Genomic DNA, 12,221 nt, shown 5'->3' with positions numbered 1-12,221 from the left:
TAGGAGTAACCAATGAAATTTTCCCTAGTCCTTGTTGCGGTTTCCTGTAGTGGAGTATTTCTGAACTTACCAAGTCTTGCCGGAACTCGCCCGCTAGAAAACAAGCCGGGTTTTTGGTGCGATACTTCTGGTACTTACCCAATTACAAAATATCAAAACAAAAAAAATGTGCAGCAACTATGGATTGGTTGGACTTCTACGCTGTTATCCGCCTCCGGCTACAATCCTGTCAGTCGCTGCGAACAAGTAAGCCGACGCTTTGAGGAGTATCGCAGTACAGGCAAATTGGCGATTATTACTACTAGCACAATTAACAATCAGCCAGTAATTTGTACAGGCAATGCTCCTGGTCATTGTACCGGATTGCTTTATACTCTCAAGCCTGGAGAATCTGCCGTTGAAGCTATTAACTCGATTAGAAATTTGGCACAAAACAAAGCTGGGGCGCAGATTCGCTATGAAAGCGAGGATGATACCTTTGAGCAAGATATTCCCTACGTAGATGTACGGGGATTAATCGATATAGGCGATCCACCTATGGTCATTATGCCGCTAAAACGCGATCGCACTTTACCGCCACCAGTCCAAAAAAACGACGATGGTTATTAAATTTTGACATAGTTAGAAAATATGCTGTCTATTAAACAATGTACAGTTACAGCTTTAAGTGGGATTTTATTAGGGATAGGGGCAAGTCCGTCAATGGCGGCTCTTTCTATTGCTGAAGTAAATTCTATTGCTAGGCAAACTACGGTATTAATTGCCCCAGGACTTACCCCACAATTAAAATCAGAAATCGAAAATAACCGCAATAACCCCCTCGCTGAAAAACGCAACCCGGAAGGAGTATGGAATCCAGGATCGGGAGTCATTATTGCCGTTGAAGGAAAGAACTATTACGTGTTGACCGTTGCCCATAATTTCTTTCAAAGACACTTAGATACAAAATCTTATTGGGAACAATCCGGCGGCGCTCCCTACTATGGTATTCGCACAAGCGATGGAGAAGTTCATGTAGTTAGACCTGTAGACGACAAGCGCGGTTGTCCGCTTCAAGGTAAACCAGAATTGGGAGTGCTTTTGCGTTACGGTTGCCGCGATCGCTTTATTCCCGGTACAAATACCGTTGACCGCTTGGCAGGGAAAGACGACGTAAAAGGTACAGATTTAGCGATCGTTACTTTTACAAGCGATAAAAATTATCCCATTGCCTCTATCGGCGATGCTAATGCTGTCAAACTTGGAGACACAGTTTACATTTCTGGCTGGCCTGACCCAGAAAAAGAATTAGATACTGATACTGGTAAATGTCGTAATAAAGTAGCTAGGCGGCAACGGCGTTTAGCTTGGGGACCCGTGACCGGAAAAGTCAACCCTGAAAATCCTGATACTCTGGGATATAGTATTTTTTATACCGATAATACTCGTGTAGGCATGAGTGGCGGGCCTGTATTTGACAGCAACGGGCGAGTAATTGGCAGTCACGGACAAGGCAGATTAGGTAAACCAAAATGTGGTAGTAGCGTTGCTCTAGAAACTGCCACCCCAGAGTCGGGAGCAAGGTTAGAATCTGAAGCTAATGCCGCCGCCGCGAATGGTTCGGATTTTAGCAGTTTGCAAAAACGATTTAGTAGTTCTCAAAATGTTAATTTCTTTTTGAGTTTGATCAATCGAGACGGTGTAAAATTATCCTTCAATCTCAAAGCTCCTTCAGAACAAGCAATTAAAAAAGGACTAAGAAGCAATGAGATTAATGAGCTTGCCCAAGCAAGCGGTAAAGTAGAATTTGATGCTAGTGCTGATGCTTTGTCCGATCCCCAAGATGTTGTCAAAGATATCTATAAAGCTTACTCATTTCAACTCGGTAACTTGCTTAGAGATTGCCCATCTGGGGGGGTTGGCAGCGTTTTGTTAGGCGATCGCGATTCTAATTGTAGCGGTTTGTAATTTTTTGACTACTTACTAATGTCTTTACCTTTGAAGCTCGTAAAACTTTAGTTAGGTTACTTATTTCCTCAATAATTTTAAGAAAAATTTAGTGATTAAATCAACAAAAGTATGGTAACTTATTGGCGACAGGAATACCTCTAGAGGCATTTCTCCTAATAGGTGTGAGGGATAATGTGTTAAATAAACAGCTTTTTTTACTTTTATCAAGTATATCAATATTATTTTGTGCTGCCCCCGCAGTATGGGCAGAAGCATTAATCAAAGTAAACTCGGAGCAACTACCAGTAGAAACACAAATTGTTGATAATAACAGTTCGTTAGAGCAAAAATTAAGAACGCAATTGCGTCAAGAAGTTTTAACCAATTCATCAATAGATCCAACTTTATCTGCTCAAAGCGATCTCAATTCAACTCAAGAGACAATCGAACAAGTCACATCAGTATCGCAACTATCTGACGTACAACCTACAGATTGGGCATTTCAAGCTTTGCAATCGCTAGTAGAAAGGTATGGAGTAATTGCCGGATACCCCGACGGAACTTATCGGGGAAACCGCTCTATGACGCGCTACGAGTTTGCGGCGGGACTAAATGCGGCATTAGACAGAATTAGCGAATTAATTGCTTCTGGTACAGCTAATACCGTCAAACGCGAAGACTTGGAAACTCTACAAAGACTGCAACAAGAATTTGCAACCGAACTTGCCAGCGTGCGCGGTCGAGTTGATAACTTAGAAGCGCAAGTAGCAGAACTTGAATCTAATAAATTTACTTCCTCTACCACCATCTTAGGCGGAGAAGTAGTAGTTGCCGTCTCTCAAGCCTTTGGCGGCGGCCCCCCCGGAACGGGAGAATCTAATACTATCCTTACTCATCTGACGCGGTTGCAGACCGTTTCTACCTTTACGGGTAAAGATCGCTTGCGCCTCGAATTAGCGGCAGGAAATTTTGACGGATTAGGCTTTGCTAACCGAGATATCTTTAATACCAACGCCGCTTTATTATCTTTTCAAACCGCTACCGATAATCAGATTCAATTATCAACATTAGAGTATCGCTTTGCGGCTTTTGGCGATCGCGCCGTGTTTACAATTAGACCAGTAGGTTTTAGTCTAAGCAGCGTCCTCACCGCTAATTCTCCTTATTTTGATGCTGGGAGAGGAGCAATATCTCGCTTTGGAGAGGCTCCGCCAATATTTAAAATTGGTAACTTAGATGCAGGGATTGGGGCGGACTTCTTGGTTAGTAGAAATACACGCATTCAACTTGCTTATGGTGCTAATAATGCCAATAATCCAGACAATGGGTTTGTATTTGGTCGACGTTCTCATGCGGCGGCGGCTCAATTACTATTTACCCCAGCCCCTAGCGTCCTGACGGGACTTAGTTATGTGTACGGCTACTCCCCGGACGGTCGATTAAACACTTTTACCGGAAGTGCGATCGCTGATGCTTCAGGTTTTATTAATCAAAGCTCTAATATTCATGCTTTGAGTGGAACTTTGCAATGGCGTTTGACACCACAATTAACTTTTGCAACCTGGGGCGGTATTGTGGGTACTTATGCTGCTCAAACTGATGCTTTTGCGGTTAGCACCAACTATCTATTTTCTCTTGGTTACTCTGACCCCTTTGGCAGAGAAGGAGATTTATTCGCTGTTTTGTTTGGGCAACCTCCCAAATTGATTGACATTGGCGATACTTCGGCATCTACCGGGCTTGCTGACGAAGCGACATCATTGCATCTTGAAGCTTTTTATCGCCTCCTGGTAAATGACAATATTTCCATTACTCCAGGCTTTTTTCTAGTTACAAATCCTGGAAATATCGACAATAATAATACTATTTACGTTGGCACAATTCGCACTACTTTCCGCTTCTGAGAGCGGAGAAAATCATGACAAAAAAATCGATAACTTATTTACTGTTAGTTTCAGCTTGTTTAGGCGCTAATTTAGCTTTGGGAAATAATAGTTTAGCCCAAACTCCCCCAAATCCCGCTAATAATGCTGTTCAAGCTAAACCGCGCCTGCGAGCAACGTTTTTTGAAGAAGAAAGAAGACTAAGACAATTTGGATTTGGTGACTTTCTCCGCTCGGCTTTAGATGGCGAACAAAACTCCTTTGCCGATCCAGCAAAAATATCTGGCTTTGAAGCAAATGCTAATTCTTTGTATGCTACTCCAGGAAACGTCGCTGGGACTATTGCTGTTAGAAGTACCAATGAAGATAGTCCCAACTTCTTGTTCACAACCTTTAATAGCGATCGCAATTTCGGTAGTCTTCAATTTAGTTCCGTACAACAAAACTCAGACTTCAGAACCGGGACTTTAACAGTTAATGGCACGATTACAGCTAACGGTCAAACTGTAAATTTTGTTAACACTCGCGCCACCTACAATGCTGGCATCAGTAACAAAAATGATACTGTGAGTACAGTAATTTTGATTTCTGACCCGAATAATCCCACCCAATCGCTTTATATTCAGCTTCCACCAACAAACATTGCTGGCTATCAGAGATCGGATCGGATTCCCCCCACTCCTGCTAGTTTATCTATTGGTTTTCCGAGCGATCGCTAAATCTTAGAGCATCGCGGTAAAATAAGCGCTAGTTTCTCGTTATATCAACCCCGATGCTCAACCGTCCTACACCGGAGCCGAAAATTTGGCGGCTACCAATACATCGGTGGCAAATTCACACCAATGCCCAAAAAGCCACAGAAATTGCCCAAAAAAGTCAAATATCGCCGATAATTAGCCAATTGCTCATCAATCGCGGCGTAGAAACTTTAGCACAAATTCAAGCATATCTAAATCCTGAATCTCAAAACTTACCTTCACCCCTAGAGGAGTTTCCCGATCTAGCTTTGAGCGTAGAGTTGCTAGAAAAGGCGATCGCTACTGGACAAAAAATTGCGATTTGCGGCGACTACGATGCGGACGGGATGACTAGCACCGCCCTATTATTACGCAGTTTGCGGTGGTTGGGCGCACAGGTAGATTATGCTATTCCCAGCCGGATGCACGAAGGCTATGGTATCAATAAACGCATCGTTGAAGAATTTAAAAATACTGGGTTTGGGGTAGTTATTACTGTAGACAATGGCATTTCTGCCTATGATGCGATCGCACGCGCGCGCGAATTAGGATTAATTGTCATCGTTACTGACCACCACGATGTCCCGCAAAAACTCCCTCCAGCTAATGCTATTCTCAACCCCAAACTAATCGCCGAATCTTCGCCTTATCGCGGTGTGGCGGGGGTGGGTGTTGCCTACATCTTAGCTATTTCTTTAGCCCAACAACTAGGACAAATTAAAGGCTTAGTTAAGCCACTATTAGAACTATTTACCTTGGGAACAATTGCCGACCTTGCACCCTTAACTGGTGTCAATCGTCGTTGGGTAAAACGCGGCTTGCAACAGCTACCTCATTCTCAACTAGCGGGCGTACAGGCTTTGATTCAAGTATCGGGAGTCAAAGGTAAACAAACCCAAAAGCAACAAACCCTTAAGCCTGATGATATCGGTTTTCGCTTAGGTCCGAGAATCAACGCGATTGGGCGGATTGCTGACCCCCAAATAGTAATTGAATTACTCACTACTGACGACCCCGGAATCGCTCTAGAAAGAGCCATGCAGTGCGAACAAATTAACCAAACTCGCCAGCAACTTTGCGAACAAATCGAAACGGAAGCGATTTCTGTGGTCGAAAAATTGTATGCTTCTTCTCTCCATCAAGATCGGGTGTTGGTGCTTGTTCAACCAAATTGGCATCATGGTGTAATTGGGATTGTCGCTTCACGCCTTTTGGAGCGCTACGGCGTACCCGTTTTTATTGGTACTGATGAGAATGAACAACAGATTCGGGGTTCGGCGCGGGGGATTCCAGAATTTCATATATTTGCCGCTTTAGAAGCCTGTAAAGACCTTTTAGGCAAGTTTGGCGGACATCAAGCGGCGGGGGGCTTTTCTTTGCCGGCGGGTAATTTGCCCCAATTGCGATCGCGTTTAATTACTTTTGCCAACCAATACTTGCAAGTCGAACACCTCAAACCCTTATTAAAAATTGATGCCCAGCTTCAGCTTGAACAAATAAATTCATTACTTTATCAAGAGATTTTAGTTCTAAATCCCTGTGGAATTGAAAACCCCGATCCGGTATTTTGGACGGCAAATGTTCAAATAGTAGAGCAAAAAATTATCGGCAAAGGTCATATTAAACTTACGGTAGCCGATGGTAGTAGTAAAATCAAAGCGATCGCTTGGCGTTGGGGTGATTATTTTCCCCTACCACCTAGACTTGATATTGCCTACCGATTGCGAGAAAATACTTGGAATGGCAACACAACTATTGAACTTGAATTATTAGGGGCAAAACTTGCCACCCCGTTGCAAGTGTCTGGGAAAATTTGGGAGCAGGAAAACCACGCAGCCCAAATTTCCGTCCCGCTTTGTTTTTCTCCCCCTACACCCAAAAACGCCAAATTTGACTACAAACAACGCCACTACACTTGTGGCTTCTTTCCCACAAATGCTTTATTAGAATTAAGAATTAAAAATGATGTTGGTAAAGTTTTAGCTATCCAATCCGGTCAAAATACAGGTTTGCTTGGTACTAATCGAGAAAACGCAACAATTGTGGATTTATCGCAGCCCAAATTTTATCATTTAGTCCAAGCAGCCCTCCAAGCCTTAGAAACAGACAAAAAAGCTGGAGATAATTAAGATTTTATTTGAGAATAAATGGTTTTGCGATCGTAAATTTTGCCTACTTTTAAGAAATCGTAAGTTGCTAGAGAACTTAATAATTTAAAGACTTCGTAAAGATTAAAGCAAAAAATCTCTACAAAATTAGGAATTGAAACCAGTTAAAATGTAGTTATAAAACAACTAGAGTTCAAAGGTTGGCACAGTTATTAATACCCCTGTGCAAACTATATTAGTACAGCAACTCTAGTTATATATAGCTTTTTATAGTAATGGATTATCTTTATGCGATCGCCTATCATCATTACTTCCATTCTTTTAATCGGCTTAACAGCTATAGTTCCTACTATTAATCCTTCACCCGCTCAAGCACAAACAGCACTAAACTCTACTGCTTTAGCCAAACAATTTTACAACCAAGGATTAAAACAGTTTCGGAACGGACAGTACCCTGAAGCGCTCCAGACTTATCAACAACTACTGTCTATAGAAAGCGAAAACGGTAACAATGCTGGAGTAGGACGCACCCTCAATAGCTTGGGTGGGTTGTATTACGAGCAAGACCAATATTACCAAGCCTTGGATGTTTATTTAGGCAGCCTAGCAATTCGGCGGCAAATGGGCAACAAATTAGGCGAAGCTAGAACCTTGTACAACCTTGGATTGGTTTATCAAGAGTTACGCCAAAATACGAAAGCTCAAAAATCTTTCACTCAAGCAATGACAATTTTCAACCAAATGAAAGACGTTAACGGGATCAAAGCAACTACAGAAGCTTTATCTCCTACTCGTCCGCGCCTAGAGTCAGGATTTAGTAGTGGTACTATTTTGTTAGACGAATACGAAACAGAGGGATTAATCTCACCGGCGGGTGTTATCTCTAACAACAATCCGAAAATTCCTACTCCACTACCACTACCTAGAAGTATTCCTAACGGGCGTCCTACTACACCCGCTCAAACTGACGGCTTAGGCCCAATTTAAGACAACAATCTACTTCTTCTCGGCAACAGGAATTTTTAAATTATGCGAATTTATAAAACTTTATTCAGCGTTGCTACTGCTACGCTGATATTGTCTTTTTACCCTTGGCAACTCATCCAAAACCTAACAATTTCTAGCGCTGTAGCCCAATCTCTCAAAAATTCAGAGCCAGTTTTGCCGCAAAATCCAGTAACAATCCCCATTGTGCAATCTCCCAGAGGTTCGGGAACGATTTTGCCGGAAGATAGTAATAATGGGGCAAGTAGCACCGAGGAAAACAGGCTACTTAAACAAGCAACGGAGCAATTTCGTAACCGTCAATACACCGCCGCTCTCCAGACTTATCAACAAGTTTTGTCACTTCGGCAACAAAGGGGCGATCGCACGGGCGTGGGGGAAATTCTGCAACAAATTGGTGCAGCTTACGATCGCTTAGGACAATATTCCCAAGCTCTCAACTATTATCAGCAAGCTTTAACGATTCGCCAGCAAACTGATAATAAAATTGGCATTGGTAGCACTCTCAATAGTATTGGCTCTGTTTATCAGCAGCAAGGCAATTTTCGTCGCGCCTTGCAATTTTACGAGCAAGCTTTAGTTGTCCGCCGAGAAGTCAAAGATACGGCGGGATTAGGACGTACCCTTAATAATATTGGCTTAGTTTACAACCAATTGGGGCAGTATCCCCAAGCAATTGAGTCTTATCAGCAAGCATTAAATATTTTTCAATCTACTAATAACTCCACAGGCGTAGGCGCTATTTTAAATAATATTGGTTTAGTAAAAACTCAACTTGGTCAGTACGATCAAGCAATCAAGTCTTACGAACAAGCTTTAATAGTGCGTCAAAAAATTAACGACAAAGCCGGAGTTGGCGCAACCCTGCACAATATCGGTTTTGTTTACGATCGCCAGAACAATCCTAATAAAGCCTTAGATTTTTATCAAAAAGCTTTAGTTATTCGTACTGAAGCTGGCGACAAAGCTGGAATTGGGGCCACTCTCAACAACATTGGTGTTGTTAGCGCCATTTTGAAGCAGCAATCAAAAGCTTTAACTTCTCTAAATCAAGCTTTGGCAATTTTTCAAGAACTTGGCGACAAAGCTGGGGAAGGGCGGACAATAGACAGCATCGGTACAGCTTACAAAATTCTCAATAACTCGGCGCAAGCTTTAGGCTACTATCAACAAGCTCTAGCAATTCAAAAAGAAGTCGGCGATTTGGATGGCGAAAGAATTACCCTTAGTAATATTGGGGAAGTGTTAGAGCAGCAAAAACAGCGCAGTCTAGCCATAATTTTTTACAAGCAGTCAGTCAATGTTACGGAGAAAATTCGCCAAGAATTGCGAGTATTAGAAACTTCTCAACAGGAATCTTACACTACAACTATTAGCGACACTTACCGCGCTCTAGCCTCTTTACTTCTCAATCAAAATCGCGTAGTTGAAGGACAGCAAATTCTTGATTTGCTCAAAGTTCAAGAGCTTGAAGACTACCTGCGAAATGTAAAATCCAACCAACAAACGGTAGTAGGGATTCAACTACTACCAATGGAACAGCAAATTTTAGCTAAATATACCGCAATTCAAGGGCGATTAGCAATTATTAGCAACCAATTAATCCCCCTTAGACAACTCTCGCCAGCTTCGCGCTCTGCAACTCAAAAACAACGCCTAACTCAATTAGAACAACAACAGCAGCAAGTTATAGCCGAATTTAACCAATTGACTAATAGTCCCGGAGTTGTAGCTTTAGTCCAACAGTTAAATCAAAGCCTACGCACCCAAAACCCCGAACTACCTAATTTTAATTACTTACAGCAACAGTTAAAAACTCTAGATGCCAAAACTGCCCTACTTTATCCCTTGATTTTAGAAGACCGCTTAGAACTTGTCTTAATTACTCCCAATTCTGCCCCGATTCACCGCTCTATTCCCGTTAGCCGGACTGAACTTAAGCAAGCTGTAGCCGATTTTCGCGCTGCTCTTACCAACCGCAAATTATCTACAAAGCGAGTTATTCCCTCCGCCAATAAACTGTATAACTGGCTAATTGCTCCTCTGGAAAAAGATTTAGTGACGGCGGGCATAGATAGTCTTATTTACGCTCCCGATGGTCAGTTGCGTTACGTGCCTTTAGCGGCATTACACGACGGCAAGCAGTGGCTAGTTGAGCGTTATAGCGTTAACAATATCACGGCAGCAAGTTTAATCGATTTTAGCCCCCAGCCTTTGGACGCTCCCAAAATTTTAGCGGCGGCTTTTACTAAGGGTAATTATAATTTCAACGTCGGTGCTAATCAATTTGACTTTGTGGGGTTGCCTTTTGCTGGCAAAGAAGTTGCGGGAATCGCCGCCTTAATTCCAGGGACAACCCAACTATTAAATGGGCAATTTAACCGTGCGGCTACAGTTCCCAATTTAAGCAATTACAATATCATTCATTTGGCAACTCATGCAGCCTTTGTTAAAGGTCAACCGGAAGAATCTTTTATCTTATTTGGCAATGGCGATCGCGCTACTTTAAGAGATATCGCCGATTGGCAGCTAACGGCGAATTTAGTGGTACTGAGTGCCTGTCAAACTGGGGTGGGCGGACAATTGGGCAACGGGGAGGAAATTCTTGGCTTAGGCTACCAAATGCAACAAGCTGGAGCAAAAGCAACTATTGCCTCTTTGTGGGTAGTTGATGACGAGGCTACTCAACAGTTGATGAATGCTTTTTACCAATCCTTGCAAACTCAAAAATTCTCTAAAGCTGAAACTCTACGTCAAGCTCAGTTGACTCTAATTAATCAAACTTCTGCTGGCAGTCGCAACACTCATCCTTATTACTGGGCATCGTTTATATTAATTGGTAACGGGTTTGTTTTGTCTAACAGCGTTGGGTTTTAGCTTGATTGAAAATAGATTAGGGGTACAATAAGTACCCCCAAATAGCAAATTTTTGTGGTCTTCGCTTTAGGCTTTTACAGGTTGCCGTTGCGAAAGGCAAGAATAAATATTACTACTGGTCCTGAAATCATAATTAGTCCTACAGAAACCAATTGAGCCAGTACAAGCCAATTAATGCTGCCTAATCCATCAAACAATGATTCCATTTTTCCTCCAAATTTACCCAAAAAAATCTTTAAATGCGGTATGAAATCCGCACCCTATCTTACCTCAAAGAGCGATCGCCTAATTAAAGTAACTTCACAATTCTATATTACACTCTCAACAAAATCTCTGATTTTGAGGCATTTTTTGCCGCCAAACCACGGCAGCACTCAAGAAATTAACTAAGATCGAAAGGCAATATCTTTAATTAAATTATGGCAACTTGGCAATGTGTTAAGCAATGTGGAGCCTGCTGTCATCTTGACGCGCGCGATCGCCCGGATTTGGAGGAGTATCTTTTACCTGAACAATTAACCTTATATCTCAGTATGGTAGGAGTTGATGGCTGGTGCGTCAACTACGATCGCACTGCCAGAGAATGTCGCATTTATGCCGATAGACCGCGTTTTTGTCGTGTGGAAGCTGAAGTATTTGGCGATATGTATGGTATAGAACCAGAAGAATTAAACGACTTTGCAATCGAATGCTGCGAAGAACAAATTACCGGAGTTTATGGCGATTTGTCTTTAGAAATGCTGCGCTTTGAAAAGGCAATAGGTATAAGTTTAGATTTGCCTCCTACACTATGAAGCCAGGTTTTTTGCTGAAGTAGTTGATTTTTGTCGCAAATACAGAGAAAATGAAAAGAATATGAGAATTACCTAATCGTGAAACTTGATGTTGCGCCTTTGAGTGCTAATCCTAATTCAGCGATCGCTCCAGAGCGCCATCGAGGCTCTATGGGGGCAATTTTTGGCTCTACATTTTTGACAATATTTTTGGCGGAATTAGGAGACAAAACTCAGTTAGCAACCTTGCTGATGAGCGCAGAATCTCAAAATCCTTGGATCGTATTTTTAGGTGCAAGTGCAGCTTTAGTTACTACTAGCTTGTTAGGCGTAATCGTAGGACGCTGGATTGCTAGTCGTTTTGCGCCCAAAACTATAGAAATAGCCGCAGGTATTAGTTTGCTATTGATATCTGCAACGCTGTTATGGGACGTAATCAAAGGTTAAAAATATGGATTGGCATTTGCTAGGACTGAGTTTTGTTACCGTATTTTTGTCGGAATTAGGCGATAAAAGTCAGTTAGCGGCGATCGCTTTGAGTGGACAGTCATCTTCACCCCGCGCTGTATTTTTTGGTACTGCGGCGGCGCTAGTTTTAACTAGCTTGCTGGGGGTAATGGCTGGAGAATGGATGGCGCAATTGTTGCCGGTACGGACAGTAAAATTAATTGCCGCTATCGGGTTTGCTATATTGGGGATTCGGTTGTTGATGTCTAAAAGCGATACTGAAATTACTTTAGAGTCAGACTTATAGAAGTTCGAGGAAAGTTTGCAAAATATAGGTGGAGGGCGATTTTTTGAGATTTGCCCAGAAAAATCGCCAAAAATAATTACAGTACAAAAGTAGTTATTTTCTTGTATTCATTCCTAAGACAGAATTTGCGACAACACGCCACCCCGATTAAACCA

The 12,221-nt window shown here is 42.2% G+C and carries 11 protein-coding genes; 10 read left to right on the top strand and 1 reads right to left on the bottom strand.

The window, feature by feature from the left end; genetic code table 11:
- The first annotated feature begins 12 nt into the window (after positions 1 to 12).
- From SYN7509_RS25045 to SYN7509_RS0203670, 7 genes are all read left to right on the top strand, one after another.
- Positions 13 to 609 (top strand): COP23 domain-containing protein, encoded by a 597-nt coding sequence (locus tag SYN7509_RS25045; protein ID WP_009631661.1) that lies wholly within the window; start codon positions 13 to 15, stop codon positions 607 to 609.
- Positions 610 to 630: 21 nt separating this feature from the next.
- Entirely contained in the window at positions 631 to 1,947 is a 1,317-nt protein-coding gene (locus tag SYN7509_RS0203695; RefSeq protein ID WP_009631662.1) for a S1 family peptidase, read from the top strand.
- A gap of 176 nt (positions 1,948 to 2,123) precedes the next feature.
- Positions 2,124 to 3,833, top strand: a complete 1,710-nt coding sequence (locus tag SYN7509_RS0203690) for an iron uptake porin (RefSeq protein WP_009631663.1) — start codon at positions 2,124 to 2,126, stop codon at positions 3,831 to 3,833.
- 14 nt (positions 3,834 to 3,847) lie between these two features.
- Entirely contained in the window at positions 3,848 to 4,531 is a 684-nt protein-coding gene (locus SYN7509_RS0203685) for a hypothetical protein (RefSeq protein WP_009631664.1), read from the top strand.
- A 53-nt stretch (positions 4,532 to 4,584) separates the two neighbouring features.
- A complete protein-coding gene (gene recJ, locus SYN7509_RS0203680) occupies positions 4,585 to 6,678 on the top strand; it encodes a single-stranded-DNA-specific exonuclease RecJ (protein WP_009631665.1) in 2,094 nt (697 codons plus the stop codon).
- A gap of 267 nt (positions 6,679 to 6,945) precedes the next feature.
- A complete protein-coding gene (locus SYN7509_RS0203675) occupies positions 6,946 to 7,644 on the top strand; it encodes a tetratricopeptide repeat protein (RefSeq protein ID WP_009631666.1) in 699 nt (232 codons plus the stop codon).
- 42 nt (positions 7,645 to 7,686) lie between these two features.
- Positions 7,687 to 10,539, top strand: a complete 2,853-nt coding sequence (locus SYN7509_RS0203670) for a CHAT domain-containing protein (protein ID WP_009631667.1) — start codon at positions 7,687 to 7,689, stop codon at positions 10,537 to 10,539.
- A gap of 74 nt (positions 10,540 to 10,613) precedes the next feature.
- On the opposite strand, the gene psb30 is transcribed toward SYN7509_RS0203670, so the two are convergent.
- Complete coding sequence (psb30, locus tag SYN7509_RS0203665) at positions 10,614 to 10,745, bottom strand: photosystem II reaction center protein Ycf12/Psb30 (RefSeq protein ID WP_009631668.1); 132 nt, start codon at positions 10,743 to 10,745, stop codon at positions 10,614 to 10,616.
- A 213-nt stretch (positions 10,746 to 10,958) separates the two neighbouring features.
- Here psb30 and SYN7509_RS0203660 point away from each other — a divergent pair, with 213 nt between their 5' ends.
- The 3 genes from SYN7509_RS0203660 to SYN7509_RS0203650 all read left to right on the top strand — a co-directional run bounded on the left by SYN7509_RS0203660 (position 10,959) and on the right by SYN7509_RS0203650 (position 12,066).
- Entirely contained in the window at positions 10,959 to 11,333 is a 375-nt protein-coding gene (locus tag SYN7509_RS0203660; protein ID WP_009631669.1) for a YkgJ family cysteine cluster protein, read from the top strand.
- Between the two features lie 78 nt (positions 11,334 to 11,411).
- Positions 11,412 to 11,759 carry a TMEM165/GDT1 family protein gene (locus SYN7509_RS0203655; protein ID WP_009631670.1) on the top strand — a complete coding sequence of 116 codons (348 nt, stop codon included), beginning with the start codon at positions 11,412 to 11,414 and terminating at the stop codon, positions 11,757 to 11,759.
- Between the two features lie 4 nt (positions 11,760 to 11,763).
- Positions 11,764 to 12,066: a TMEM165/GDT1 family protein gene (locus SYN7509_RS0203650; protein ID WP_009631671.1), complete on the top strand. Its 303-nt coding sequence runs from the start codon at positions 11,764 to 11,766 to the stop codon at positions 12,064 to 12,066.
- The last annotated feature ends 155 nt before the right edge of the window (positions 12,067 to 12,221 follow it).

The sequence above is a fragment of the Synechocystis sp. PCC 7509 genome (genome assembly GCF_000332075.2).
Taxonomy (GTDB): domain Bacteria; phylum Cyanobacteriota; class Cyanobacteriia; order Cyanobacteriales; family Chroococcidiopsidaceae; genus Aliterella.
Note: the sequence above shows the minus strand (reverse complement) of the source record. Positions and strands in the feature narration are given on the sequence as shown.